Raw genomic sequence first — 26,043 nt, forward strand, 5'->3', positions numbered from 1 at the left:
CGGGCCGCGCCCCTCTCGTCGCCGGTCTGTCCACCCCCGCAGCCTAGGGGGTGCCCTGTGGATCATGCAGGGGCCGGTCCGCGGGGCGTCCGTAAGGAGTACTCGCGGTAACTTTCCCGGCGCGACCCCTACCCATGGGTACGGAGCTGTTCTACTCTCCCGATTGTGCCAGTGATTGCTGGCAACGTTGCGGTTCGGATTGCGGTGCGGAAGGCGGCGGGCATGGGCGGCAGCACGGTCGGCAAGGGCAGGAAGGTCGGCAAGGGCGCGCGCGAGCACGTACGGGTGGCGGTCGTCGGGTCCGGCTTCGGCGGGCTCGGCGCGGCCGTCCGGCTGCGGCGCGAGGGGATCACGGACTTCGTCGTCCTGGAACGGGCCGACTCCGTCGGCGGCACCTGGCGCGACAACAGCTACCCCGGGTGCGCCTGCGACGTGCCCTCGCACCTGTACTCCTTCTCCTTCGCCCCCAACCCCGACTGGCCGCGCACCTTCTCCGGGCAGCCCGCCATCCGCGCCTACCTGGAGCGGGTCGCCGACACCTTCGGGCTGCGCCCGCACATCCGGCTCGGCCACGAGGTCCTGATGATGCGCTGGGACGAGCGGGAACTGCGCTGGGAGATCGAGACCTCGGCCGGCTCCCTGACCGCCGACGTCGTGGTGTCGGCGACCGGACCGCTGTCCGACCCGAAGACGCCCGAGATCCCCGGGCTCGCGGAGTTCCCCGGGAAGGTGTTCCACTCCGCCCGCTGGGACCACGACTACGACCTCGGCGGCAAGCGCGTCGCCGTGGTCGGTACGGGCGCCTCCGCGATCCAGATCGTGCCGGCCATCGCCCCCCGGACGGCCCGCCTGACGCTCTTCCAGCGGACCCCGCCGTGGGTCATGCCGCGCACGGACCGCGCCATCAGCACCGCCGAGCGCTGGCTGCACCGGCAGCTGCCCTTCACCCAGTCGGCCCGCCGCGGGCTGCTGTGGGGGATCCGCGAGCTCCAGGTCAGCGCGTTCACCAAACGGCCCAACCAGCTCGGGCTGATCGAATCCCTGGCCAAGGCCAACATGGCACGCTCCATCAAGGACCCGCAGCTGCGGGCCAAGCTCACGCCCTCGTACCGGATCGGCTGCAAGCGGATCCTGCTCTCCAGCGAGTACTACCCGGCGCTGGCCCGGCCCGACGTGGACGTGGTCGCCTCCGGGCTCAAGGAGATCAGGGGCTCGGTGCTCGTCGCCGCCGACGGGACCGAGACCGAGGTGGACGCGATCATCTTCGGCACCGGCTTCCACGTCACGGACATGCCGATCGCCGAACGGGTGGTGGGCGCCGACGGACAGACCCTCGCGGACGCGTGGAAGGACGGGATGCAGGCGCTGCGCGGGGCGACCGCGGCCGGCTTCCCCAACTGGATGACGATCATCGGACCGAACACCGGCCTCGGGAACAGCTCGATGATCCTGATGATCGAGTCCCAGCTGAACTACATGGCCGACTACCTGCGCCAGCTCTCCCTCCTCGACGGCGGCGGCCCGGGCGGGCGCACGGCGCTCGCGGTCCGGCCGTCCGCCGTCAACCAGTGGAACCGGCGCGTCCAGACGCGGATGGAGCGGACGGTGTGGAACACCGGCGGCTGCACCAGCTGGTACCTGGACGCCCAGGGCCGCAACACCACCGTGTGGCCGGGCACGACGGGTGAGTTCCGGCGCGCCACGTTGACGGTCGACCTGGCCGAGTACGAGGTCCTACGCGTACGCGACCGCGAGCGCGACCGGGTCCCGGCCCCCGCCGCCGCGGCCGCCCCCGCCGCCTCCGCGGCCACCGTGTCGGGCCCGGCCACCGCCCCCGCCGAGGAGGGGGCCGCGTGAGGCGCCCCGGCCACGTCACCGCCGGCCGGTACGCGCCGCCGGCCGCGGCCCGCGAACTGGTCGCCGTATCCGCCGACGGATCCCGGCTGCACGTGGAGGTGCACGGCGCGGAAGGGGCCCCGGCCGTCGTGCTCTCCCACGGCTGGACCTGCTCCACCGCCTTCTGGGCGGCGCAGATCCGCGACCTGGCCCGCGACCACCGGGTCGTCGCCTACGACCAGCGCGGCCACGGCCGCAGCCCGGCGGCCGCCACCTACGGCACCACCGCCCTCGCCGACGACCTGGCCGCCGTGCTGAAGGCGACCCTCGCCCCCGGCGAACGCGCCGTGGTCGCCGGGCACTCGATGGGCGGCATGACCGTCATGGCCGCCGCCGGCCGCCACGAGTTCGCCGAGCACGTCGCGGCCGCCCTGCTGTGCAGCACCGGCAGCTCGCGGCTGGTCGCGGAGGCGACCGTCCTGCCGCTGCGCGCCGGGCGCGCGAGGACCCGTACGACCCGCGCCGTGCTGGGCTCGCGCGCCCCCCTCGGGCCGGTCACGCCCGTGGCCCGCACGGTGCTCAAGTACGCCACCATGGGCCCCGGGTCCGCCCCGGACCGGGTGGAGGCCTGCGCCCGCATCGTGCACGCCTGCCCGGCGGGCGTACGCCACGCCTGGTCCGAAGTGCTGGCGGGGCTGGACCTGGACGCCGACCTGGCCCGGCTGACCGTGCCGACCGCGGTCATCGCCGGCCGGGACGACCGGCTCACCCCCGTCGTGCACGCGCGGCGGCTGGCGGTGGCGCTGCCGAACTGCGTGGGCCTGACCGAACTCACCGGCATGGGTCACATGACCCCCGTCGAGGCCCCCGAGGCCGTCACCCGTGCCGTCCGCGAGCTGACGGGCCGCTACCTCCGCGCCCCGTCCGCCGCACCAGCCCCAACTGCCACACCTGCCCCATCCGCCCCATCCGCCCCATCCGCCGTATCCGTCGTGGCCGCCGCATCCGACGCAGAGAAGGAGAAGACCGCGTGAGCGCTCGCAGGAGTCTGGAAGGCCAGGTCGCCGTCGTCACCGGCGCCGCCCGCGGGGTCGGCGAACTGCTCGCCCGCAAGCTGTCCGCGCGCGGCGCCAGGATCGCCCTGGTGGGCCTGGAGCCGGAGGCGCTCAAGGAGGTCTCCGGACGGCTGCACACCGACAGCGACCACTGGCACGCCGACGTCACCGACCACGTGGCCATGGCCCGGGTCGCGCGGGAGGTCAAGGAGCGCTTCGGAAAAGTCGACATCGTCGTCGCCAACGCGGGCGTCGCCGCCGGCGGTCCGTTCGGGGAGTCCGACCCCGAGGCCTGGCGCCGCGTCATCGAGGTCAACCTGATCGGCGGGGCCGTCACCGCCCGCGCCTTCCTGCCCGTCCTCATGGAGAGCCGCGGCTACTTCCTCCAGATCGCCTCGCTCGCCGCGATCACCCCGGCGCCGATGATGACGGCGTACTGCGCGTCCAAGTCCGGCGTCGAGGCCTTCGCGCACTGCCTGCGCGCCGAAGTCGGCTACAAGGGCGTCAGGGTCGGCGTCGGCTACCTCTCCTGGACCGACACCGACATGGTGCGCGGCGCCGACCAGGACGCGGTCATGCGCGAGCTGCGCGGGCGGCTGCCCTGGCCCGCCAACCGCACCTACCCGCTGGGTCCGGCGGTCGACCGGATCGTGGCCGGCATCGAGCGGCGCTCGGCGCACGTGTACGCGCAGTGGTGGCTGCGCGGCATGCAGGGCGTCCGCGGCTACCTGCCGGCGGTCATCGCGGCGGGCGGCAAGCGCGAGATGAAGCGCTTCGAACCGAGGCTCGCCGAGGTCCCCAAAGGGCTCGTGGGAGCGGGCGGGGCGGCCGACGAACAGGAGCGATCGGCCAACCGCTGATCGAAATGCGTGCTTTGTCGCTGCATGTCAGTCTGGTCGAGGCCCAACCACCGACACCCCGTACGGAGTGAGAAGCATGGGTATCAAGGACCAGTTCCAGGACAAGGCCAACGAGATCAAGGAACGCGCCGAACAGGCCAAGCAGGGAGCCGAGGGCGAGATGTCCGAGCGCACCGCGAAGGCCAAGCAGCAGAAGAAGGACATGAGGTCCAGGTCCCAGCGGCCGGCCGACGACATCAGGGGCGAGCTCGACGACCGGACCTGAGTCCTGGAACGACGGCCCAGCACGCGCCGAGGGGCGCGGTCCGACCGAGGAGGTCCGGATCGCGCCCCTTCCGCGTGCACCGCCGCCGTGTTCCGCTCCGCGTGCACCGCCGCCGTGCCGCTGCCGCCCGTACGGGCCGCCCGTACGCCTACTCCCGCGGCCCGTACGCCTACTCCCGCGGCGGCAGCTTCGGACGGCGGCGGTCCGGTACGTCGGTGTAGCCGGGCGGCACGGCCGCCGGGTCCTGCTCCAGCAGCTCCAGCGCCAGGTGCACGGCGTCGTCCAGCTGCGCGTGCCGCCCCTCCGCCCAGTCGAGCGGGGTGCGCAGGATCGCGAGGTCCGGCTCCACGCCGTGGTTCTCCACCGACCAGCCGTACTCCGGGAACCAGGCGGCGTTCATCGGCACGGTGATGACCGTCCCGTCGCCCAGGGTGTGCCGGCCGGTCATCCCGACCACCCCGCCCCAGGTGCGCTGGCCCACCACCGGTCCCAGGCCCAGCAGCTTGAACGCGGCGGTGATCATGTCCCCGTCGGAGGAGGTCGCCTCGTCGGCCAGTGCCACGATCGGGCCCCGGGGAGCGTTCGAGGCGTACGAGACCGGCTGCGCGTCGCGCGTCAGGTCCCAGCCGAGGATCGAACGGGTGAGTTTCTCCACGACGAGTTCACTGATGTGGCCGCCCGCGTTGCCGCGTACGTCCACGATCAGGGCGGGCCGGGACATCTCCATGCGCAGGTCGCGGTTGAACTGCGCCCAGCCGGAGCCGCCCATGTCGGGGATGTGCAGGTAGCCGCAGCGGCCGCCGCTGAGCTCGCGGACCACGGCGCGGCGTTTGGAGACCCAGTCCTGGTAGCGCAGCGGACGTTCGTCGATCAGCGGTACGACCGCGACGCGCCGGGCGCGGCCCTCGCCCTCGGCGGGCCGGAAGGTGAGCTCGACGGTGGTGCCGCCGGCCGCGGACAGCAGCGGGTAGGGGCCGGCGACCGGGTCCACGGACCGGCCGTCGACGTGGGTGAGGACGGCGCCGTCGCGGATGCCGGTGCCCGCGAGCGGGGAGCGGGCCTTGGAGTCGGAGGACTCGCCGGGCAGGATCCGCTTGACCACCCAGCCCTCCTCCCGGTGCACGAGGTTGGCGCCGAGCAGCCCGATGGCCCGCTGGTAGTGGGGCGGGCCCTCGTTGCGGCGGGCGGGGGAGACGTAGGCGTGCGAGGTGCCGAGTTCGCCGAGGACCTCGCGCAGCAGGTCGGCGAACTCGTCCGGGGAGGCGACGCGTTCGACGAGCGGCCGGTACTGGCGCAGCACGCCGTCCCAGTCGATGCCGCACATCTTCGGCTCCCAGAAGTACGCCCGGATGAGCCGGCCGGCCTCCTCGAAGGCCTGGCGCCACTCGGCCGCCGGGTCCACCTCGTGCAGGATGCGCCGCAGGTCGAGGTAGACGGTGGAGTCGCCGTCACCCGATTCGGTGGCCGGCACGGCGCGCAGGTCACCGTCGTCGTTGACGACGAGCCGGGTGCCGTCGCCGCTGACCGCGAACCAGTCCAGCCCCGACGCCAGTTCCGTCTTGCGGGCCTTGGTCATGTCGAAGTGCTCCAGCGTCGGCTTGCCGCTGGTGTCGGCCGGGTTGGCGAAGGTCTCGCCGAGCGCGCCGGAGATGGGCCAGCGCAGCCAGACCAGTCCGCCGCCGTGCACCGGGTGGAGGGCCGAGTACTTCGACGCGGAGACGGGGAAGGGGGTGACCCGGTTCTCCAGGCCCTCCACTTCCACCGTGACGGTGCCGTCGCCCTCGTCCGGTTCGCCCTCGACGGGGTCGAGTCCGCCGGCGGCGGGCCGGCCGTCGGGGGAGAAGGCGAAGGGGGAGGGGGTGGCCGAGGACAGCGGCACCAGGTAGGGGCGGCAGCCCAGCGGGAAGGACAGGTCGCCGGTGTGGACGTCGTACACCGGGTCGAAACCGCGCCAGGACAGGAAGGCGAGGTAGCGGCCGTCCCGTGTGAAGACCGGGTTCTCGTCCTCGAAGCGGCCGTTGGTGACGTCGACGACGACGGGTGCGCCGGGGCCGGAGATCTTCGCCATCTTGATCTGCCGCAGGGAGCGTCCGATGCCCGGGTGTGACCAGGTCAGCCAGCAGCCGTCGGGGGAGAAGGCGAGGTCGGTGACGGGGCCGTTGATCGACCGGATGAGTTCGGTGACCTCTCCTCTGGACTCCTCCGTCGCGTCGAGCAGCAGCAGCCGTCCGTCGTGGGAGGCGATGGCGAGCCGCTCGCCGTCGGGGTCGGACAGCAGTTCGGTGACGCGGCCCAGCTCGCCCGAGGCCAGCCGGCGAGGCTCGCGGTCGCCGGAGGCGCGGGGCAGGTAGGCGATCTCGATCGCGTCCTCGCCCTCGGCGTCGGTGACGTACGCGACCTGCCCACCGCTGCCGAGCATCTCGGGCAGCCGGACCCGCACGCCGGGGGTGTCGGCGATGGTGCGGGCGGGGCCGTCGCGGTGGGTGAGCCAGTACAGGCTGCCGCGCACGACGACGGCGCTGGCCCGGCCGGTGGTGTCCACGGACAGCGAGTCGACGTTGCTGGCGGCCGGCACCTGGTACGTACGCCGCCCCGCGCGCGGGCCGCCGAGGCGGACCGGCAGCTTGCGCGGCGAGGCCCCTTCGGCGAGGGAGTCCACGAGCCAGATGTCGCCCGCGCACTGGTAGACCACGCGGGAGCCGTCGCTGGAGGCGTGCCGGGCGTAGAACTCGTCGTGGTCGGTGTGGCGGCGCAGGCCGGTGCCGTCGGGCAGGCAGGAGTAGAGGTTGCCGATGCCCTCGTGGTCGGAGAGGAAGGCGATCCGGCCGTCGACGAACATCGGGGATTCGAGGTGTCCCTCGATGTCCTCCAGGAGCCGTCGCCCGTGCAGCCAGAGCCGGCCGGTGGCGCCGCCCCGGTAGCGCTTCCAGGAGGCGGGTTCGTGCGGGGGCTTGCCGGTCAGCAGCAGGCTGCGGTGCTCGCCGTCGACGTCGGCGACCTGGATGTCGGAGACCGGGCCCCAGGGGAGGCGGCCGCCGGGGCTGCCGTCGGTGGGCAGCTTGTAGGCCCACGAGTAGTACGAGAAGGGCTGCCCGTGCGAGGAGACGGCCAGGATGTTGCCGTCCGGGTCCCAGCCGCAGACCCGGGTGTCGGTGGAGCCCCAGTGGCTGAGCCGGCGGGCGGGGCCGCCGTCGACGGGGGCGAGGTGGATCTCCGGGTCGAGGCTGCGCCAGGTGGTGAAGGCGATGTGCCGTCCGTCGGGGGAGAAGCGCGGGTGGCCGACGCGGGTGCGGTCGACGGTGATGCGCCAGGCGCGGCCGGGGGTCTGGCCCTCGGGGACCAGGGGGGCGACCCAGAGGTCGTCTTCGGTGGCGAAACACAGCAGGTCGTCGTGGAGGTGCGGGAAGCGGAGGTACGCGACGTCGTGACTCACCCCCCAATGCTTTCCGTGCCGGAGGGGCCCGGCAACTCGTACAGGTGACCGTGTGGCGCCCGTGTGGGTGACGCATGCGTGTGCCGGCCGCGTGACCCACGCCACCCCACTAGCGAAACGGAACGGTTTCGTTTCGTTAGGCTGGGAGGTAGGCTCTGAAGAGTACGGAACCGTTTCGTTCGGAGGAGGTCGCGATGAAGGCGAGTTGCCGGGTGACCGACGTCATGTCGGCCCGACGCAGCCGGATCACCCCCGAACGGGAAGCCGAACTCCACGGGGCGGTCCTCGACCTCCTGCGCGAGGTCGGCTACGAGGCGCTGACCATGGACGCCGTCGCCGCCCGTACGAAGTCCAGCAAGGCCACCCTCTACCGCCAGTGGGGGAGCAAGCCTGAGCTGGTCGCCAAGGCCCTGCGATGCACCCAGCCGGTCTCCCTGAGGGAGATCGACACGGGCACCCTGCGCGGGGACTTCGCGATGATGGTCGAGCGCTCCGACGACGCGCAGATGGCCAAGGACACCGCGCTGATGCGGGGCCTGGCCCATGCCGTCCACGAGAGCCCGGAGCTGCACCGGGCACTGCGCGACCTGCTCGTCGACCCGGAGATCAACGGTCTCCAGGCGATGCTGCGGCGCGCCGTCGAGCGGGGCGAGATCCGGCCGGACTGCCCGGCCCTGGACTTCGTGCCGCACATGCTCATCGGGGCGTTCATCGCACTGCCGCTGATCGAGGACCGGTCCGTCGACCGGGCTTTCCTCGGCCAGTTCATCGACGCCGTGGTCTTCCCCGCCCTCGGCGTCTGACGTCCCGCCCGGGTGCTCCGCCCGCGGCCGGCTCCCCGGCCGCACGAACGCGCGGAGCACAGCTCCCCAGAAGTACAGAACGTCCTTCCTGCTGCTCCTGACACGCCGCTCTCGTCGTCGGGCCGGCTTTCCACGCCCAGATCCGTCCCGGATCCATCCCACGACCTGAAACGGGAGAACCACGACGTGGCCACCTTCCTCTACCGGCTCGGCCGTGGCGCCTTCAGGCGCCGCGGCCTGGTCGCCCTCGTATGGGTGGCGCTGCTCGTCGCCGCGGGCTTCGGCGCCGCGACGGCCTCCGCGCCCACCTCCGGCTCGTTCTCGATACCCGGCACGGAGGCCCAGAAGGCCTTCGACCTGCTGGACGAGAAGTTCCCGGGCATGTCCGCCGACGGCGCGACCGCCCGCATCGTCGTCAAGGCCCCGGCGGGCGCCAAGGTCACCGACCCGGGCCCCAAGGCCGAGGTCGAGAAGCTCATCTCCGGGCTGAAGAGCGGCGACGGCGCCGCCCAGATCGCCACCGTCGACGACCCGTACCAGACGAAGGCGGTGAGCCAGGACGGCTCCACCACCTACGTCAGCGTGAAGTACAAGGTCAGCGGCATGGAGCTGAAGGACGACACCCGGGAGGCGCTCAAGGACTCGGGCCACGCGGCCCAGAAGGCCGGCCTCCAGGTGGAGATCGGCGGCGACGCGCTGATGGAGGCCCCGGAGACGGGCTCCGGCGAGGCCATCGGCATCCTGATCGCCGGCATCGTCCTCGTCATCACCTTCGGCTCGCTGGTCGCCGCCGGGCTGCCGCTGCTGACCGCGCTGATCGGCGTCGGCATCGGCGTGTCCTCGATCACCGCGCTCGCCAACGTCCTGGACCTCGGCTCCACCACCTCCACCCTCGCGATGATGATCGGCCTGGCGGTCGGCATCGACTACGCGCTCTTCATCGTCTCCCGCTACCGCGTGGAGCTCGCCGAGGGCCGCGAGCGCGACGAGGCCGCCGGCCGCGCCGCCGGAACCGCCGGCTCCGCCGTGGTCTTCGCCGGTCTGACCGTGGTCATCGCCCTGGTGGGCCTGGCCGTCGTCAACATCCCGATGCTGACGAAGATGGGTGTCGCCGCCGCCGGAACGGTGGTCATCGCGGTGCTCGTCGCCCTGACGCTGGTCCCCGCGATCCTCGGCTTCGCGGGCAGGAAGGTGCTGCCCGCCGGCCAGAAGAGCAAGCTGTTCGGCAAGGGCCGCCCGGCCGGCGCCGAGCCCAAGGCCAACGGCGGCACCCGCTGGGCGCGCTTCGTGCTGCGCCGCCCGGTCGTGGTGCTGCTGGCCGGTGTGATCGGCCTCGGCGTGATCGCGATCCCCGCGAGCAAGCTGGAGATGGGCCTGCCGGACGACGGCTCCAAGCCGGTCTCCACCAGCCAGCGCAAGGCGTACGACATGCTGTCCGAGGGCTTCGGCCCCGGCTTCAACGGTCCGCTGATGGTGGTCGTCGACGGTGACAAGGCGCTGGCCGACAGCACCGCCGACCGGATCAAGGGCCTGGACGGGGTGGCGGCGGTGATGCCGCCGCTCCAGAACGAGGCCAAGGACGCCGCGATCGTCAGCGTGATCCCGAAGGACCGGCCGTCATCCACCGAGACCGAGGACCTGGTCCACAAGATCCGCGAGGGCAACGGCAAGGACGTGTTCGTCAGCGGCCAGACCGCGATGAACATCGACTTCTCGCAGAAGATGAACGACGCGCTGCTGCCCTACCTGGCGCTCGTCGTCGGCCTCGCCTTCCTGCTGCTGATGCTGGTCTTCCGCTCGATCCTGGTCCCGCTCAAGGCGGCGCTCGGCTTCCTGCTGTCGGTGGTGGCGGCCCTCGGCGCGGTCGTCGCGGTCTTCCAGTGGGGCTGGCTCGGCTCGCTCTTCGGCGTGGAGCAGACCGGTCCGATCATGTCGATGATGCCGATCTTCATGGTGGGCGTGGTCTTCGGCCTGGCCATGGACTACGAGGTCTTCCTGGTCACCCGCATGCGTGAGGCGTACGTCCACGGCGAGCGGCCGGGCCAGGCCGTGGTGACCGGCTTCCAGTACAGCGCCCGCGTGGTCGTGGCCGCCGCCGTCATCATGATCGCCGTGTTCTCCGGCTTCCTCGGCGCCAGCGACTCGATGGTCAAGATGATCGGCTTCGGCCTGGCCGTCGCCGTCCTCTTCGACGCCTTCGTGGTCCGCATGGCCATCGTGCCGGCGGTGCTGGCGCTGCTCGGCCACAAGGCCTGGTGGCTGCCGAAGTGGCTCGACCGGATCCTGCCCAACGTGGACGTGGAGGGCGAGAGCCTGCGCAAGCACCTCGGCGAGTCCGCCTCCGACGCCGGTTCGCCGGAGGACCCCGACAAGGAGCGCGCGCTCGTCAACGCCTGATCCGCGGGCGAGGACCGCGGGCCCGGCCTCGGTCGGGCCGCGGTCCGGACCGCCGGTCCGGGCCAACGCCCCGCGTCAACGCCGAGCGTCAACCCCGGGCCCGGAAAGTCACACCTGCCGAACGCCGGCCCCGTACCTGGAAGCCCAGGTGCGGGGCCGGTGGCGTTGCGCTACGCCGTCCGGGTGGTGGCGTACGTGCGGCGCAGGAAGCGGCGCAGCGCGGCGCTGTCGAACTGGAGGACGGCGACTCCCTCGGGCGAGTGGAACTCGATCACCACCTGGACGCGCCCGCACGGCCAGACGCGTACGTCTCCGCTCCCCGACGGGGCCAGCAGGCCGGCCTCCAGGAGGGCCAGGGGGAAGACCCACTCGTTGTCGGTGTCCTCGGGGGACAGTTCGGCGGGGAAGACGACGCGCACGGCCAGCGGCTCGGCGGGGGTGAAGCGCAGGGCCACCGGAATGGCCCGGTAGAGGGGCTCGTCGGTGATGACGCGGGCACGCACCCGCTCCTCGACGGCGGTCGCTGTGGCGGTGGCTGCTGGATTCTCGGCGGTCGCTGACATCGACAAGACTCCTCTAATCGGAACATTTCAGTCCGTTTGTCCGTCCAGCCTCGCACATTCCGACGAAACCGCACGGATCTATTTGTGACCTGGCTGCTCTTGCCAACGGTTTGCAACTGGGCACTACTCTTGAACGGTTAAAGACTTGTGCGAGAAAGAGGATGCGGAGCTACTCCATGCATGTGCCCGACGGATTCATCAACACACCCGTCTCGGTGGCCGCAGGAGTAGCGGCCGCCACCGCTGTCGCGGTCAGCCTGCGCGGCGCCCGCCGCGAGCTCGACGAGCGCACCGCCCCGCTGGCCGGCCTCGTCGCCGCCTTCATCTTCGCCGTGCAGATGCTCAACTTCCCGGTCGCCGCGGGCACCAGCGGCCACCTCCTCGGAGGGGCCCTCGCCGCCATACTCGTCGGCCCGTACACCGGCGTGCTCTGCGTGTCCGTCGTCCTGCTGATGCAGGGCATCCTCTTCGCCGACGGCGGCCTCACCGCCCTCGGCGTCAACGTCCTCAACATGGCCGTGGTGACCGTGGTCGTCGCCTACGCCGTCTTCCGCGGCCTCCTCAAGCTGCTGCCCGCCGGCCGCCGCTCGGTCACCGTCGCCGCCTTCGTCGGCGCCCTCCTCTCCGTGCCCGCCGCGGCCGCCGCCTTCACCGCCCTCTACGCCCTCGGCGGCACCACCGACGTCCCGATCGGCAAGGTCATCACCGCCATGGTCGGCGTCCACGTCCTCATCGGCATCGGCGAAGCCGCCATCACCGCCGCGACCGTCGGCGCCGTGATCGCCGTACGCCCCGACCTGGTGCACGGCGCGCGCCGGCTGACCGCCCCGCTGAAGCTGCGCGTCGGCGGCGAACTGGTCGACGCCCCCGCCCCCGCCGCCACCCCGGTGCCGGCCGCCGCCCGCTCCACCCGCAAGCTCTGGCTGACCGGCTTGGCCACCGCCCTCGTACTGGCCGGCTTCGTCTCCTTCTACGCCTCCGCCAGCCCCGACGGCCTGGAGAAGGTCGCCGCCGACAAGGGCATCGACACCAAGGTCGAGGAACACGCCGCCGCGGACTCCCCGCTCGCCGACTACAGCGTCAAGGACGTCTCCGACGCCCGGCTGTCCGGCGGCCTCGCGGGCGTCATCGGCGTCGGCGCGACCGTCGCCGTCGGCACCGGCGTGTTCTGGGCCGTGCGCCGCCGTCGCGCGCAGGACCTGACCGCGACGTCCACGGCCGCCCCGACAGCCGGCTGACATGGGAGCCGGCCACGCGCACAAGCTCTACCGGCACGGGCACTCGCCCGTGCACGAGCTGCCGCCACACTGCAAGATCGCCGCTACGTTCGCCTTCGTGGTCGTCGTCGTGTCCACCCCGCGCGAGGCCATGTGGGCCTTCGCCGGGTACGCCGTCCTCATCGCCGCCGTCGCGGCGGCCGCCCGGATCCCCGCGGGCTTCCTGCTGCGGCGGATGCTGATCGAGGTGCCGTTCGTCCTCTTCGCCGTGCTCATGCCCTTCGTGTCCCAGGGCGAACGCGTGGAGGTCCTCGGCATGTCCCTGAGCGTCTCCGGCCTCTGGGGCGCCTGGAACGTCCTGGCCAAGGGCACCCTCGGCGTGGCCGCCTCCGTACTGCTCGCCTCCACCACAGAACTGCGCGCCCTGCTGCTGGGACTCCAGCGGCTGAAGCTGCCGCCGCTGCTCGTCCAGATCGCCTCCTTCATGATCCGGTACGGCGACGTCATCACCGACGAGCTGCGCCGCATGTCCATCGCCCGCCGCTCGCGCGGGTTCGAGGCGCGCGGCGTCCGGCACTGGGGGGTGCTCGCCAAGACGGCCGGCGCCCTCTTCATCCGCTCCTACGAACGCGGCGAGCGGGTCTACCTCGCCATGGTCAGCCGCGGCTACGCCGGCTCCATGCCGGTGATCGACGACGTCACGGCCACCCGCGCCCAGTGGGCGTACTCGGCCGTGCTGCCCGTGACGGCGCTGGCCGTCTGTCTGATGGGATGGACGCTGTGACGTCTCCTTCTCCTTCTCCTTCTCCTTCCTCCTCCTCCGCCGCTGCGTCCGAGCCCTCCCTGGAGGTGTCCGGGGTCGCCTACGCCTACCCCGACGGGCACCAGGCCCTCTTCGGGGTCGACCTCACCGTCGGCCGCGGGGAGCGGGTCGCACTGCTCGGCCCCAACGGCGCGGGGAAGACCACCCTCGTGCTGCACCTCAACGGCATCCTCGGCGGCGGGGTCGGCTCGGTGAGCGTGGCCGGGCTGCCCGTGGAGAAGCGGAACCTCGCCGAGATCCGGCGCCGGGTGGGCATCGTCTTCCAGGACCCCGACGACCAGCTGTTCATGCCGACCGTGCGGGAGGACGTGGCCTTCGGCCCGGCGGCGGCCGGCCTGCGGGGCGCGGAACTGGAGCATCGGGTCCGCGAGGCGCTCGAACTGGTCGGCATGGCCGGCTTCGCCGACCGGCCGCCGCACCACCTGTCCTTCGGCCAGCGCCGGCGGGTGGCGGTGGCGACCGTACTGGCGATGCGGCCGGAGATCCTCGTCCTGGACGAGCCCTCCTCCAACCTGGACCCGGCCTCGCGGCGCGAGCTCGCCGACATCCTGCGGTCGCTGGACGTGACGGTGCTGATGGTGACCCACGACCTGCCGTACGCGCTGGAACTCTGCCCGCGCTCGGTGATCCTGAGCGAGGGCGTGATCGCCGCCGACGGGCGCACCCGCGACCTGCTGTGCGACGAGGCGCTGATGCGGGAGCACCGGCTGGAGCTGCCGTTCGGCTTCGACCCGCGGTCGGTGGCGGCGGCGTAGGGCGGCTCGCCAGGTGGTGACGTGACGTGGCAGCTAATGCCACAGCGTGGCCGCGTGGCATTAGTCGGTGGTGTCGGGGTGTGGTGCGGGCCGGCCGGGCGCGGTCCGCGGCATAAGGGGCGGCCGATGGTTGTTGGCCTGCTCGTGAACATCCAGGGTGTGGTGACCGAGGGCTTCGAGCCCGTCAGAGACGCCTTCGCGCGCAACTTCGAGGTCCTCGGGGACCGGGGCGCGGCCGTGGCCGTGTACCGGGACGGCCGCAAGGTCGTCGACCTGTGGGCTGGCACGAAGGACGCCGACGGCGACGCCGCCGGGCCCTGGGCCGAGGACACCGTGACGATCGTGCGCTCCGCCACCAAGGGTGTGGCCGCCGCCGTCCCGCTCCTCCTGCATCAGCGCGGACTGCTGGACCTGGACGCGCCGGTGGGCTCGTACTGGCCCGAGTTCAAGGCCGGCGGCAAGGAGAAGACCCTGGTCCGTCACCTCCTCGCCCACCAGGCTGGCGTGCCCGCGCTGGACCGGGGGCTCACCACGGCGCAGGCCGCCGACGGGGTGAGCGGGGCGCGCGCGGTCGCCGCGCAGCGGGCCTTCTGGGAGCCGGGCGCCGAGCACGGCTACCACGCGCAGACCTTCAGCTGGCTGGTCTCCGAGCTGGTGCTGCGGGCGACGGGCCGCACCGTCGGCGGGATCCTCGCGGAGGAGATCGCCGAGCCGCTGGGGCTGGACTTCTGGATAGGCCTGCCGGAGAGCGAGGCGCCGCGGGTGGGCCGGGTGGCGCCGGTGGAGCCGCCGGCGAGCGCGGGGCTGTTGAAGACCCGGCCGAGGAGAAACGTTTCCGAGGCGTACGCCGACCCGGACTCCCTCACCCGGCGCGCCTTCGCGGCCATCGACCCCGCGCCGGACGAGAACGACCCCGTCTACCAGGGGGCCGAGCTCCCCGGTTCCGCCGGCATCGGCACGGCGCGCGCCCTGGCCCGCTTCTACGGGGCGACCATCGGCGTGGTGGAGGACGGGGCGCGGATCTTCACCCCCGCCACCACGGCGCTGGCCGGCACGGAGTTCGCGTCCGGGCCGGACCGGGTGCTGGTCGTGAACACCCGTTTCGGCCCGGGCTACATGCTGCACGGGGCGGCGTCCCCGCTGCTGTCGCCGGCCTCCTTCGGCCACCCGGGGCGGGGCGGGTCCCTGGCCTTCGCGGACCCGGAGGCGGGGATCGGCTTCGGCTACGTCACCAACGCGCACGCCAAGTCGGTCACCGCCGACCCGCGCGCGCAGGCGCTGGTGCGGGCGCTGCGGTCCTGCCTCTGACGCCGTACGGCAGCGGGCGGGGGCGGGGCGGCCGGAACCGGCGGCCGCGGCTGCGGTCTTGATCAGGTCCCTTCGCGTACGTCGGCCAGTGCGGCCGCGGCGTGCTCGATGAGCTCCTTCGGGGCCATGGGGAAGACGGTGTGCGGGGTGCCGGCGGCGGCCCAGACCACGTCGTGCTCCAGCAGCGAGCGGTCGGCCAGCACCCGGGTGCGGGTGCGGTGGCCGAAGGGCGGGACGCCGCCGATGGCGTAGCCGGTGGTCTCGCGGACGAGCGCGGCGTCGGCGCGGGTGACTTTCGCGGCGCCGAGTTGACGCCGCACGGCCTCGACGTCGACCCGGGAGGCGCCGTCCATGAGGACCAGGACCGGTACCCCGTCCGCCGCGAAGATCAGTGACTTCACGATCTGGCTGAGTTCGCAGCCGATCGCCGCGGCGGCGTCGGCGGCCGTACGGGTCCCTTCGGGGAAGGCGCGGACGTCGAGGTCGAGGCCCAGCTCGGTGAGGGCCCGGGCGAAGAGGGGGTGCGGGGTGCTGGTCGTCATGCCGGGACGCTAGCGCTGTGCGGGGGGCCGGGGCCACGCGTTTACCCCGGGCCCCGCCTTCGGGCTCCCGTCCCCGGCCCGGGGAGGTCGGGCGTCGGCATCCCCCGTTCCGGCTGCGGCCGGAGCTCTCAGGTGTGCCGCCCCGCCGGTCGTTCCCCGCGCGCGGCCGGCCCGCGTGTGCCGTTTCGGCCCCCGGCGCTGGCATCCGCCGCGCCGGCCCTGGCTTCGGCCGTCCCGGTTCCGCCCAAGCCGCGCCCGCCCCGGCCGTCGCGCTCCCGACACGGCCGCGCCCGCCCCGGCCGTCTCGGCCCTGGCCCCGGCCGCGCCCGCCCCGGCCGTCCCCGCTCCGCCCCCGGCGGGCTGTTCCGGCGGCCGTGTGCCGGGCCTCCGGGGCCGGGTGGCCGGGTGGTCGGGGGCGGTAGTGGGACGGGGCCGGTGGTCCTCCGGCTCGGGGCCGCGGCCCCGCCGGCGGCGGCCTCGTGCGGTGTGGGCCCCCGTCAGGAGGCGTTCAGGACCGTGGCGACGATGGGGCCCGCCGAGTCGCCGCCGTGGCCGCCGCCTTCGACCATGGCGGCCGCCGCCACATCACCCCGGAAGCCCGTGAACCAGCTGTCCGGGGCCGCCGCGCCGTCGACCTCCGCCGAGCCGGTCTTCGCGCCCTTGTCGGAGCCGCCCACGGAGGACATGGCGCCCGCCGCCGTGCCGCCGGGGCCGGCGGCCTGCTTCATCATCTTCACCAGCTGCGCCGACACCCCCGGTGCCAGCGCGCGCGGGGCGGTGGCCAGGGTGCGCCCGTCCAGCGAGGCCTTGACCAGCACCGGCTGGCGGAACACCCCGGTCCGGGCGGTCGCCGTGATCGACGCGACGTTCAGCGGGTTCATCTGGATGGCGCCCTGGCCGATGTACTCCGCGGCCGCCGACGGGCCGGAGGTCACCGGCACGCTGCCGTCCTGGGACGGGATGCCGGTCTTCCAGTCCAGCCCGATCCCGAAGGCCTCCTTGGCCACCCTCGGCAGTGCCCCGTTGTCGCGCACCTCGTCGATCAGGCCGATGAAGGCCGTGTTGCAGGACTTGGCGAAGCTGGTCGAGAAGGGCTGGCCCTTCAGCGAGAAGTTGTTCAGGTTGTGGAAGACCTTGCCGTCCCACGAGACGCTCTGCGGGCAGTCCGCCGGGCGGTCGGCCGCCACCAGGCCCTTCTCCAGCAGCATCGCCGCCGTGACGATCTTCATCGTCGAGCCGGGCGCCCGCCGGCCCTGCATCGCCGCGTTGAAGCCGTCCCTGCGGTGGTTCGCCACCGCCAGGATGTCGCCGGTGCTCGGCTGGACGGCGACCACGGACGCCTCCGGGTGCTGGGCGACGGCCTTCTCCGCCGCCGCCTGCACGTCGGCGTCCAGGACGGTCCGGATCTCCCCCGGCTTGCCCTCCACCAGCGTCAGCAGGCTCCGCTTCGGCGCGTCCTGGGTGGCCGGTTCGATCCACAGCTCGACGCCGGCCGTGCCGCCGGTCTTCTCCCCGTAGGTCTTGCGCAGCGAGTCCAGCACCGGCCGCAGCGACGGGTACTGCTCGGGCGTCAGCTCCTTGCCGTTGCGGTCGACGGCCTTGACCGGCGGGCTCGCCGGGGTGCCTGTGCGCAGCTTCTCGTCCTTCTGGAGCTGCGGGTGGATCACCGAGGGCTGCCAGTCGACGAGCGGCTTGCCGCTCTCGGTGCCGCGGACGACGGTCAGGCGGGAGTCGTAGACGAGGGGCTTGGCCGTGCCTTGGTGGCTGACTTCGGCCTCGACCTTGAACGGCACCGAGGCGCCCTCCGCCGCGCCGGGGGTGATGACGGCCTTGGACACCATCGCCTTGGCGCGGTAGTCGGCCACCGTGGTCTGCGCGGCCTGGGTGTTGTTGGTCAGCGCGGCGGCCGTGGCGTCGTCGCCGGCCGCCCACGCCGCGAGGAAGGCCTTCGCGGTGGCGGCGGCCTCCTTCTCGGTGACCGGCCCGCTTCCCCCCTTGGCGGCGGTCGCCGTCCTGTTCGTCGTGGCGCGGTCGCCCGCGCCGCCGTCGCCGGCGTCCCCGACCAGCGCGTACACCCCGTACGCGGTACCGCCGGCCATCGCGAGGAACACCCCGCCGACGATGGCACCCTTCGCCGCCCCGTTCACTGCGTCCCCTCCCCAGGAGCCCCCGTTCTCTGAACATGTTCAAAGAACCTGTGAGGAGACCTTACCTCTCAGTAACGGGTCAGATCCAGGTGTCCAGCCACATCCGGCCACGCCACGAGTCCATGGGCAGGGTCTGGCCGGTGTAGATCGGCCAGAAATAGATGAAGTTCCAGATGATCAGGAGGATGAGGACGCCCGCGCCGATCGCGCCCACCGCGCGCCGCCGCTCCGAGGAGCCCGCCGGTCCCAGCAGGGCGCCGACCAGCATCGCCACCGCCAGGCAGAGGTAGGGGACAAAGACCACCGCGTAGAAGTAGAAGATGGTCCGCTCCTGGTAGTTGAACCAGGGCAGCAGGCCCGCGCCCAGCGCGCACGCGATGGCGCCCGCCCGCCAGTCGCGGCGGAAGAACCACCGCCACAGCACGTACAGCAGCGCGAAGCAGCCCGCCCACCACAGCAGCGGTGTGCCGAGGGCCAGCACCTCGCGGGCGCACTTGCCGGCCTCGGACGCCGGGCAGCCGTCGGTGCCGGGCGAGGGGGACTCGTAGAAGTAGGAGACCGGCCGGCCCAGGACCAGCCAGCTCCACGGGTTCGACTCGTAGGTGTGGCCGGAGGTCAGGCCCACGTGGAACTTGTAGACCTCCGTCTCGTAGTGCCACAGGCTGCGCAGCCACTCGGGGAGGAAGGACAGCGCGCTGCCCTGGTCGTACTTGGCGGCCCAGTCGCGGAAGTAGCCGCCCTTGCCGTTGTCCGGACTGAGGATCCAGCCCGTCCAGGAGGCCAGGTACACGGCGATCGCCACCGGCACCGTCGACAGGAATCCGGGCAGCGCGTCGCGGCGCAGCATCGCCGCGTACGGGGCGCCCGCGCCGGCGGTGCGGCGCGCGGCCGCGTCCCACAGGACGGTGAGGATCCCGAAGAAGGCCAGGACGACGAGGCCGTTCCACTTGGTGCCGAAGGCCAGGCCGAGGCAGACGCCGGCCAGCAGCCGGTACGGGCGCCAGCCCAGCTTCAGGGTCTCCGCGACCGTGACGTCGGGGCGGGCGCGGCCCTCCTCGTCGACGGGCAGGGCGGCGGCGAGCCGGGCGCGCGCCTTGTCCCGGTCGATGACCAGCGCCCCGAAGGCCGCCAGGACGAAGAACATCAGGACCAGGTCGAGCAGGGCGGTCCGGCTCATCACCAGGTGCAGTCCGTCGACCGCCAGCAGCGCGCCGGCCAGGCAGCCGAGGAAGGTGGAGCGGAAGAGACGGCGGCCGACGCGGCAGACGATCAGAACCGACAGGGTGCCGAGCACGGCGGTCATGAACCGCCAGCCGAAGGGGGTGAAGCCGAACATCCACTCGCCGAGGCCGATCACCCATTTGCCGACGGGCGGGTGCACGACGTAGCCGGGGTCCAGGGGGAGCGGTACCGCGTCGGGATTCGACAGGATCGACTTGTCGACATCCTTGGGCCAGCTGGCTTCGTAGCCCTGCCTGATGGTGGCCCACGCGTCCTTGGCGTAGTACGTCTCGTCGAATATCACCGCCTTGGGGCTGCCCAGGTGCGTGAACCGCAGCACCCCCGCCACCAGCGTGACCAGCAGCGGTCCCGCCCAGGCCATCACCCGCTGCCAGGTCCGCCGGGCCGGCTCGGGGACGCCGAGCGCCGTCCACAGCTGCGCGGACGGCCGTGCGTACGGGGGCACGAGGCGGGTGCGGACGTCGGTCACCGGTGCGGCCGGCGCGTAGCCGAACCCGCGCAGGCGGCGCAGCCACACGGGCGGCTCGTAGTCGGAGTCGCCTCCGCCCGGCCGGACGGGCGGGGCCCCCGCGGGGCTGGGCGGCGGCGTCGCGGTACTGGTCACCGGATCATCGTAGGGAACGCCCCTGTGGAGCCCCAGCCCCCACGAGCCCCAATGAGAGGATGGGCCGGTGACAGCTGAACAGCCCCGCGGTGCCGAAGCCCCCTCCTCCCACGGCGTACTCGTCCTCGCCGGGACCCCCATCGGCGATCTCGCCGACGCCCCGCCCCGGCTCGCGGCCGAGCTGGAGCGGGCCGACGTGATCGCCGCCGAGGACACCCGGCGGCTGCGCCGGCTCACGCAGGGGCTCGGCGTGCACACCACCGGGCGCGTCCTGTCGTACTTCGAGGGCAACGAGTCCGCCCGCACCCCCGAACTGGTCGAGGCCCTGGAGGCCGGCCGGCGGGTGCTGCTGGTGACCGACGCCGGGATGCCCTCCGTCTCCGACCCCGGCTACCGGCTGGTCGCCGCCGCCGTCGAGAAGGACATCAAGGTCACGGCCGTGCCCGGGCCGTCCGCCGTGCTCACCGCGCTCGCGCTGTCCGGGCTGCCGGTGGACCGCTTCTGCTTCGAGGGCTTCCTGCCGCGCAAGGCGGGCGAGCGCCTGGGCCGGCTCCGCGAGGTGGAGGGCGAGCGGCGCACCCTCGTCTACTTCGAGGCCCCGCACCGGCTGGACGACACCCTGGCGGCCATGGCCGAGGTGTTCGGCGCCGGCCGGCGGGCCGCCGTGTGCCGCGAGCTGACCAAGACGTACGAGGAGGTCAAGCGCGGCGGGCTCGGCGACCTGGCCGCGTGGGCGGCCGAGGGCGTGCGCGGCGAGATCACCGTCGTGGTGGAGGGCGCCCCCGCCGCCGCTCCCGGTGACGTCGACGACGAGGAGCTGGTGCGCCGGGTGCGCGTGCGCGAGGAGGCGGGGGAGCGCCGCAAGGAGGCCATCGCGGCGGTCGCGGCCGAGGCCGGCGTACCCAAGCGCGAGGTGTTCGACGCGGTCGTCGCGGCAAAGAACGCGACACAAAAGATGCCGTAAGACGGTAAAGAGCTAATCTGAAAAGCAAAGCTCAGACCGCGCACCGGCCCCTTTGGGCATGACTCGGCCAAGGACCGTCCATTACTGGACATGGCCTGATGCGCTCCCGCCCGAAGAGGCGTCCACTGGCAATGGCACCAGTGGAACCAGAGGAGCTGGCATGAGTGAGATCGCAGACACCCCGGTACCCGTCACGGCCGCGGCACCGGCACCCGTTCCCACCTCCGGCGTACCGACCGTGCACGAGGCCTACTCGTTCGCGTGCATGAAGTGCGGCTACGGCTGGGAGCAGGCGTACGCGATAGAGCACCACGTCGACGGCAAGGGCGAGCCGTTCATCATGTACACGGTGAACGGCGAGCGGGTGCCCTCCCCGCTGTCGAACCCGACCTGCCTCAACTGCGGCGGACACGTCGTACGCATCATGCGCGCGGGCCAGGTCTCCACGGTGCTCGGCACGATCGACCGGCTCTACCACCACCGCATCGCCCCCGGGATCGCCGGCCCCGTCCCGGCCGGCGAGAACGCCCCCCGCCCGCCGAAGCAGCGCCGGACGCCGTCGCACGACTCGCCGGGGCCGGTGGCCGTGGACGCGTCCGAGGGGCGCCGCGGGCCGCTGTCGCGCCTCCGCGCCCTCTTCAAGCGGTCGTAGGGCCGTAGCCCGCGGGAAGGGCCACCGGGCAGGTCGCGGGAAAGGGCTTGGGTGCGGCCGCGCGAGCGGTCATAAGATCGGCTCATGAGCCCCAGCCCTTCCCCCTCCTCTCCGGCCCCCGCCGCCAAGGCCGCGTCGAAGGACGTACCGCCCCCGCTGCCGGAGCCGCTGCGGGTGGCTGTCGCCGACTCGCACACCCACCTCGACATGCAGTCCGGCACCGTCGAGGAGGGTCTCGCGAAGGCCGCGTCCGTGGGCGTGACCACCGTCGTCCAGGTGGGCTGCGACGTGAAGGGCTCGCGCTGGGCCGCCGAGACGGCGGCCGCGTACGCCAACGTCCACGCGGCCGTCGCCCTCCACCCGAACGAGGCCCCCCGGATCGTCCACGGGGACCCTGGGGGCACCTCCCAGCCCCCTAGGGCTGGGGGAGGTCGGTCCCGCCAGGGCGCCCGCCCCGGGGGCGGCCAGTCCGCGCTCGACGACGCGCTCGCCGAGATCGAGGCGCTGGCCGCGCTGGACCACGTCAAGGCGGTCGGCGAGACCGGCCTCGATTACTTCCGCACCGGCCCCGAGGGCATGGCCGCGCAGGAGCGTTCCTTCCGCGCCCACATCGAGATCGCCAAGCGGCAGGGCAAGGCCCTGGTCATCCACGACCGTGACGCCCACGCCGACGTCCTGCGCGTGCTGCGCGAGGAGGGCGCCCCCGAGCGCACCGTCTTCCACTGCTACTCCGGCGACGCCGAGATGGCCCGCGAGTGCGCCGCCGCCGGCTACTACATGTCCTTCGCCGGGACCGTCACCTTCAAGAACGCCGCGCCGCTGCGCGAGGCCCTCGCGGTGGCGCCGCTGGAACTGGTGCTGGTGGAGACCGACGCCCCGTACCTCACCCCCGCGCCCTACCGCGGACGGCCCAACGCCCCGTACCTCATTCCGCTGACGGTCCGCGCCATGGCCGCGGTCCGCGGCATCGACGAGGACGCCATGGCCACCGCCCTCGCCGCCAACACCGCGCGCGCCTTCGACTACTGACCGGCCGCCGGCCCCCGCTCCGCCCCCGCTTCACACCCTCCTTCGCGCAGCCGTTCGCCCGACACGCTGGGTGGTCGAACGGCTTTGGTGCGTGACGCCCCCTGCCGCTAGGGTGCCGTGCCCGAGCAGCCGGGGGCCGGACCAGTGGAGCGAGCGACGTGAGCGAAACGCAGGGCAGTCACCGCCGTGCCCCGTGGCCGGACACCCCACCCGGCCCGGACCCGCGCGAAGCCCCGTACGCGGACCCGTACGACGCCCCGTACGACGCGCCGCCCCACGAGGAGCCGTACGCCGACGCGTACGCCGCCCCGTACGGCGCCGCCGCCCCCGAGCCGCAGGTCCCCGGCCCCCGCGGCGAGGGCCGCCGGGCCGCCCGCCGCCGCGCCGCCGCCCCCTCCGGCGGCCGCCGCCGCGCCACCACCGCGGAACCCCCGCCACCGCCCGCCCTGGCCCCCGGCACCGACCCCGCCCCCGGCCGCCCGCCCGGCGCCGGATCCGGCCGCCGCAGGCGCTCGGCCCCCGCCGCCGCCCCGGCCCCCGCCCCGGCCCCCGCCCCGGCCGGCCGCGCCGCCGCCCCGGCCCCCGCCCGCGGCAGCTGGCGGCGCATCGTCCCGCAGGCCCTCGTCGTCGCCTTCCTGGCCGGCGGCACCACCGCCTTCGTCGCCGCCGACAAGGCCGTCCGGCTCACCGTCGACGGAGTGCCCCGCACCCTCCACACCTTCGCCGGGAGCGTCGACGAACTCCTCGCGTCCGAAGGCCTCGGCGTCGGCCCCCACGACCTCGTCGCCCCCGCGCCCGGCTCCGCCCTCGACGACGGCGAACAGGTCGTCGTCCGCTACGGCCGGCCCCTGCGCCTCACCCTCGACGGCACCACCCGCCAGCTGTGGACCACCGCACGCACCGTCGACGGCGCCCTGCGCCAGCTCGGCGTCCGCGTCGAGGGCGCCTACCTCTCCACCCCCCGCACCGCCACCGTCCCCCGCTCCGGCCTCACCCTGGGCGTGCGCACCGAACGCGGCGTCACCTTCATGGCCGACGGCCGCGAACGCACCATCCGCACCAACGCCGCCACCGTCAAGGAGGCCCTCGACCAGGCCGGCATCACCCTCCACGGCCAGGACACCACCTCCGTCCCCCCGGACTCCTTCCCCCGCGACGGCCAGACCGTCACCGTGCTGCGCATCACCGGCACCCGCGAGGTCCGCGAGGAACGCATCCCGTACGAGACCGAACGCGTCGAGGACCCCGGCCTCTTCGCCGGCACCGAGGTCGTCGACCGCGTCGGCCGCCCCGGGGCGCGCCGGGTCACCTACGCCCTGCGCACCGTCAACGGGGTCCGCCAGCAGCCCCGGAAGATCGCCGAGGAGGTCGTGCGGGAGCCCGTCAGCCAGCGCGTCCTGGTCGGCACGAAGCCGCTGCCCACCTCCGTGGCCGGCGCCGACGGCCTCAACTGGTCCGCGCTGGCCCAGTGCGAGTCCGGCGGCCGCCCCTCCGCCACCGACCCCTCGGGCACCTACGGCGGCCTCTACCAGTTCGACGTGAGCACCTGGCAGGCCCTCGGCGGCAGCGGCCGCCCGCAGGACGCGCCCGCCTCGGAGCAGACGTACCGGGCGAAGAAGCTCTACGTGCAGCGGGGGGCGAGTCCGTGGCCGCACTGCGGCCGTAGGCTTGAGCGGTGAGCACCGCAGAGCAGCAGCCCCACGAGACTTCCCAGGTCCCTTCCGACGCCCTCCTCGGGCCGGCCGACATCCGAGAGCTGGCCGCCGTCCTCGGCGTCCGTCCGACGAAGCAGAAGGGCCAGAACTTCGTCATCGACGCCAACACGGTGCGCCGGATCGTGCGCACCGCCGAGGTGCGGCCGGACGACGTGGTCGTGGAGGTCGGGCCGGGCCTGGGCTCGCTGACGCTCGCCCTGCTGGAGGCCGCGGACCGGGTGACCGCCGTCGAGATCGACGACATCCTCGCCGCCGCGCTGCCCGCCACCATCGAGGCGCGGATGCCGCACAAGAAGGACCGCTTCGCGCTGGTCCACTCCGACGCGATGCTCGTCACCGAGCTGCCCGGCCCGGCGCCGACCGCGCTCGTCGCGAACCTCCCCTACAACGTGGCCGTGCCGGTCCTGCTGACGATGCTCGACCGCTTCCCGAGCATCGAGCGGACCCTCGTCATGGTGCAGTCCGAGGTCGCCGACCGGCTCGCCGCCCGCCCCGGCAACAAGGTGTACGGGGTCCCCTCCGTCAAGGCCGCCTGGTACGCGGACGTCAAGCGCGCCGGAGCCATCGGCCGCAACGTCTTCTGGCCCGCGCCGAACGTCGACTCCGGACTCGTCTCCCTCGTCCGGCGCGCCGAGCCCGTGAAGACCACCGCCTCCAAGGCCGAGGTGTTCGCGGTCGTCGACGCCGCGTTCGCGCAGCGCCGCAAGGGCCTGCGCGCCGCGCTCGCCGGCTGGGCCGGTTCGGCCGCCGCCGCCGAGCAGGCGCTGGCCGGCGCCGGCGTCTCCCCGCTGGCGCGCGGCGAGTCCCTGACCGTGGAGCAGTTCGCCGCGATCGCCGAGCACAAGCCCGCCGCCCCGAGGCCCGCGCTGTGAGCGTGACGGTACGCGTCCCCGCGAAGGTCAACGTCCAGCTGGCGGTGGGCGCCGCCCGCCCCGACGGCTTCCACGACCTGGCCAACGTCTTCCTGGCCGTCTCCCTGTTCGACGAGGTCACCGCGACCCCCGCCGACGCGCTGACGGTGACCTGCGAGGGCCCCGACTCCGACCAGGTGCCCCTGGACCGCAGCAACCTGGCGGCCCGCGCCGCCGAGCTGCTGGCGGCCCGGGCCGGCATCGAGCCGGCCGTCCACCTCCACATCGCGAAGAACATCCCCGTCGCCGGCGGCATGGCCGGGGGCAGCGCCGACGGCGCCGGCGCGCTGCTGGCGTGCGACCTGCTGTGGAAGCTGGACACCCCGCGCGAGGAGCTCCTGGGGATCTGCGCGGAACTGGGCAGCGACGTCCCCTTCAGCCTCGTGGGCGGCGCCGCGCTCGGCACCGGCCGCGGCGAGTTCCTGACCCCCGTGGACGCCGGCCGGTTCCACTGGGTGTTCGCGGTCGCCGAGGGCGGCCTGTCCACCCCGGCGGTGTTCCGGGAGTTCGACCGGCTGACCGCCGGTACGGACGTGCCCGCGCCCGAGGCCTCCCCGGCGCTGCTCGCGGCCCTCGCCTCGGGTGACGCCGACGCGCTGGCCGCCGTACTGCCCGGCTCGAACGGCTTGCAGGCCGCCGCGCTGTCGCTGCGCCCGCAGCTGGCCGCCACCCTCGCGGCGGGCGCCGACGCGGGGGCGCTGGCCGGGCTGGTCTCCGGGTCGGGTCCGACGACGGCGTTCCTGGTCCGGGACGCGGAGTCCGCGGCGACGGTCGCCGCCGCCCTGGAGGCCTCCGGCACCTGCCGCGCCACGCGCGTCACCTCCTCCCCGGCACCGGGGGCCACGGCCGTCTCCTGAGGCCCGCCCGTCGGCCCGGGCCCCGGGGCCGCCCGGCACGGGGTACCTAGGGCGGGGATGAGTAC

General features: G+C 73.6%; 21 protein-coding genes. 16 read left to right on the top strand and 5 right to left on the bottom strand.

Annotated features, from left to right (window positions below; translation table 11 throughout):
* Positions 1–222 precede the first annotated feature (222 nt).
* From ABD973_RS19120 to ABD973_RS19135, 4 genes are all read left to right on the top strand, one after another.
* On the top strand, positions 223–1,857 hold the full coding sequence (locus tag ABD973_RS19120; RefSeq protein WP_345501091.1) for a flavin-containing monooxygenase: 1,635 nt from the start codon (positions 223–225) through the stop codon (positions 1,855–1,857).
* On the top strand, positions 1,854–2,870 hold the full coding sequence (locus ABD973_RS19125; protein ID WP_345501093.1) for an alpha/beta fold hydrolase: 1,017 nt from the start codon (positions 1,854–1,856) through the stop codon (positions 2,868–2,870). Before ABD973_RS19120 ends, ABD973_RS19125 begins: the two co-directional genes overlap by 4 nt.
* Positions 2,867–3,751 carry an SDR family oxidoreductase gene (locus ABD973_RS19130; RefSeq protein ID WP_125821378.1) on the top strand — a complete coding sequence of 295 codons (885 nt, stop codon included), beginning with the start codon at positions 2,867–2,869 and terminating at the stop codon, positions 3,749–3,751. Before ABD973_RS19125 ends, ABD973_RS19130 begins: the two co-directional genes overlap by 4 nt.
* 76 nt (positions 3,752–3,827) lie before the next feature.
* Positions 3,828–4,016 carry a hypothetical protein gene (locus ABD973_RS19135; RefSeq protein WP_125821377.1) on the top strand — a complete coding sequence of 63 codons (189 nt, stop codon included), beginning with the start codon at positions 3,828–3,830 and terminating at the stop codon, positions 4,014–4,016.
* A gap of 169 nt (positions 4,017–4,185) precedes the next feature.
* Here ABD973_RS19135 and ABD973_RS19140 read toward each other — a convergent pair whose 3' ends face one another.
* Complete coding sequence (locus tag ABD973_RS19140) at positions 4,186–7,449, bottom strand: S41 family peptidase (RefSeq protein WP_125821376.1); 3,264 nt, start codon at positions 7,447–7,449, stop codon at positions 4,186–4,188.
* Positions 7,450–7,673: 224 nt separating this feature from the next.
* On the opposite strand from ABD973_RS19140, the gene ABD973_RS19145 reads away from it, so the two are divergent.
* Both ABD973_RS19145 and ABD973_RS19150 read left to right on the top strand, forming a co-directional pair.
* Positions 7,674–8,252, top strand: coding sequence for a TetR/AcrR family transcriptional regulator (locus ABD973_RS19145; RefSeq protein ID WP_125824027.1), 579 nt, complete (start codon positions 7,674–7,676; stop codon positions 8,250–8,252).
* Positions 8,253–8,438: 186 nt separating this feature from the next.
* Positions 8,439–10,649 (top strand): MMPL family transporter, encoded by a 2,211-nt coding sequence (locus tag ABD973_RS19150; protein ID WP_125821375.1) that lies wholly within the window; start codon positions 8,439–8,441, stop codon positions 10,647–10,649.
* Positions 10,650–10,819: 170 nt separating this feature from the next.
* Here the strand turns inward: ABD973_RS19150 and ABD973_RS19155 are convergent, their stop codons facing one another.
* Complete coding sequence (locus tag ABD973_RS19155) at positions 10,820–11,212, bottom strand: SsgA family sporulation/cell division regulator (RefSeq protein WP_345501099.1); 393 nt, start codon at positions 11,210–11,212, stop codon at positions 10,820–10,822.
* A gap of 176 nt (positions 11,213–11,388) precedes the next feature.
* Here ABD973_RS19155 and ABD973_RS19160 point away from each other — a divergent pair, with 176 nt between their 5' ends.
* The 4 genes from ABD973_RS19160 to ABD973_RS19175 all read left to right on the top strand — a co-directional run bounded on the left by ABD973_RS19160 (position 11,389) and on the right by ABD973_RS19175 (position 15,315).
* Positions 11,389–12,450 (top strand): energy-coupling factor ABC transporter permease, encoded by a 1,062-nt coding sequence (locus ABD973_RS19160; RefSeq protein ID WP_345501101.1) that lies wholly within the window; start codon positions 11,389–11,391, stop codon positions 12,448–12,450.
* Between the two features lies 1 nt (position 12,451).
* Positions 12,452–13,213: a cobalt ECF transporter T component CbiQ gene (gene cbiQ / locus ABD973_RS19165; protein WP_125605163.1), complete on the top strand. Its 762-nt coding sequence runs from the start codon at positions 12,452–12,454 to the stop codon at positions 13,211–13,213.
* Entirely contained in the window at positions 13,201–14,007 is an 807-nt protein-coding gene (locus ABD973_RS19170) for an energy-coupling factor ABC transporter ATP-binding protein (protein ID WP_345501104.1), read from the top strand. The genes cbiQ and ABD973_RS19170 overlap by 13 nt, the downstream gene beginning before the upstream one ends.
* 126 nt (positions 14,008–14,133) lie before the next feature.
* Positions 14,134–15,315 carry a serine hydrolase domain-containing protein gene (locus ABD973_RS19175; protein ID WP_345501106.1) on the top strand — a complete coding sequence of 394 codons (1,182 nt, stop codon included), beginning with the start codon at positions 14,134–14,136 and terminating at the stop codon, positions 15,313–15,315.
* A gap of 62 nt (positions 15,316–15,377) precedes the next feature.
* On the opposite strand, the gene ABD973_RS19180 is transcribed toward ABD973_RS19175, so the two are convergent.
* From ABD973_RS19180 to ABD973_RS19190, 3 genes are all read right to left on the bottom strand, one after another.
* The gene (locus ABD973_RS19180) at positions 15,378–15,857 is read right to left on the bottom strand and encodes a YbaK/EbsC family protein (protein WP_125606117.1); all 480 of its coding nucleotides are present in this window, start codon (positions 15,855–15,857) and stop codon (positions 15,378–15,380) included.
* A 497-nt stretch (positions 15,858–16,354) separates the two neighbouring features.
* A complete protein-coding gene (locus ABD973_RS19185) occupies positions 16,355–18,004 on the bottom strand; it encodes a penicillin-binding transpeptidase domain-containing protein (RefSeq protein ID WP_125821371.1) in 1,650 nt (549 codons plus the stop codon).
* Between the two features lie 79 nt (positions 18,005–18,083).
* Positions 18,084–19,850, bottom strand: coding sequence for a dolichyl-phosphate-mannose--protein mannosyltransferase (locus ABD973_RS19190; protein WP_345501112.1), 1,767 nt, complete (start codon positions 19,848–19,850; stop codon positions 18,084–18,086).
* Between the two features lie 67 nt (positions 19,851–19,917).
* On the opposite strand from ABD973_RS19190, the gene rsmI reads away from it, so the two are divergent.
* The 6 genes from rsmI (at position 19,918) to ABD973_RS19220 (ending at position 25,978) form a co-directional block, all read left to right on the top strand.
* Positions 19,918–20,814 (top strand): 16S rRNA (cytidine(1402)-2'-O)-methyltransferase, encoded by an 897-nt coding sequence (gene rsmI, locus ABD973_RS19195; RefSeq protein WP_125821370.1) that lies wholly within the window; start codon positions 19,918–19,920, stop codon positions 20,812–20,814.
* Positions 20,815–20,974: 160 nt separating this feature from the next.
* Positions 20,975–21,466, top strand: coding sequence for a hypothetical protein (locus ABD973_RS19200; RefSeq protein ID WP_345501114.1), 492 nt, complete (start codon positions 20,975–20,977; stop codon positions 21,464–21,466).
* 84 nt (positions 21,467–21,550) lie between these two features.
* On the top strand, positions 21,551–22,495 hold the full coding sequence (locus tag ABD973_RS19205) for a TatD family hydrolase (RefSeq protein ID WP_241253264.1): 945 nt from the start codon (positions 21,551–21,553) through the stop codon (positions 22,493–22,495).
* A 158-nt stretch (positions 22,496–22,653) separates the two neighbouring features.
* Entirely contained in the window at positions 22,654–24,174 is a 1,521-nt protein-coding gene (locus ABD973_RS19210; protein ID WP_345501117.1) for a resuscitation-promoting factor, read from the top strand.
* Positions 24,171–25,082, top strand: a complete 912-nt coding sequence (gene rsmA / locus ABD973_RS19215) for a 16S rRNA (adenine(1518)-N(6)/adenine(1519)-N(6))-dimethyltransferase RsmA (protein ID WP_125603519.1) — start codon at positions 24,171–24,173, stop codon at positions 25,080–25,082. Before ABD973_RS19210 ends, rsmA begins: the two co-directional genes overlap by 4 nt.
* The gene (locus tag ABD973_RS19220; protein WP_345501119.1) at positions 25,079–25,978 is read left to right on the top strand and encodes a 4-(cytidine 5'-diphospho)-2-C-methyl-D-erythritol kinase; all 900 of its coding nucleotides are present in this window, start codon (positions 25,079–25,081) and stop codon (positions 25,976–25,978) included. The genes rsmA and ABD973_RS19220 overlap by 4 nt, the downstream gene beginning before the upstream one ends.
* Positions 25,979–26,043: the final 65 nt, after the last annotated feature.

This window comes from Streptomyces racemochromogenes, from assembly GCF_039535215.1.
Classification (GTDB): domain Bacteria; phylum Actinomycetota; class Actinomycetes; order Streptomycetales; family Streptomycetaceae; genus Streptomyces; species Streptomyces racemochromogenes.

Excerpts from the sequence above, each read along its gene's own strand:
- ABD973_RS19120 (WP_345501091.1), top strand. The coding sequence starts at position 223 with ATGGGCGGCAGCACGGTCGGCAAGGGCAGGAAGGTCGGCAAGGGCGCG.
- ABD973_RS19135 (WP_125821377.1), top strand. The coding sequence starts at position 3,828 with ATGGGTATCAAGGACCAGTTCCAGGACAAGGCCAACGAGATCAAGGAA.
- ABD973_RS19145 (WP_125824027.1), top strand. The coding sequence starts at position 7,674 with ATGTCGGCCCGACGCAGCCGGATCACCCCCGAACGGGAAGCCGAACTC.
- ABD973_RS19155 (WP_345501099.1), bottom strand. The coding sequence starts at position 11,212 with ATGTCAGCGACCGCCGAGAATCCAGCAGCCACCGCCACAGCGACCGCC.
- ABD973_RS19160 (WP_345501101.1), top strand. The coding sequence starts at position 11,389 with ATGCATGTGCCCGACGGATTCATCAACACACCCGTCTCGGTGGCCGCA.
- cbiQ (WP_125605163.1), top strand. The coding sequence starts at position 12,452 with ATGGGAGCCGGCCACGCGCACAAGCTCTACCGGCACGGGCACTCGCCC.
- ABD973_RS19170 (WP_345501104.1), top strand. The coding sequence starts at position 13,201 with ATGGACGCTGTGACGTCTCCTTCTCCTTCTCCTTCTCCTTCCTCCTCC.
- ABD973_RS19175 (WP_345501106.1), top strand. The coding sequence starts at position 14,134 with ATGGTTGTTGGCCTGCTCGTGAACATCCAGGGTGTGGTGACCGAGGGC.
- ABD973_RS19180 (WP_125606117.1), bottom strand. The coding sequence starts at position 15,857 with ATGACGACCAGCACCCCGCACCCCCTCTTCGCCCGGGCCCTCACCGAG.
- ABD973_RS19200 (WP_345501114.1), top strand. The coding sequence starts at position 20,975 with ATGAGTGAGATCGCAGACACCCCGGTACCCGTCACGGCCGCGGCACCG.
- ABD973_RS19205 (WP_241253264.1), top strand. The coding sequence starts at position 21,551 with ATGAGCCCCAGCCCTTCCCCCTCCTCTCCGGCCCCCGCCGCCAAGGCC.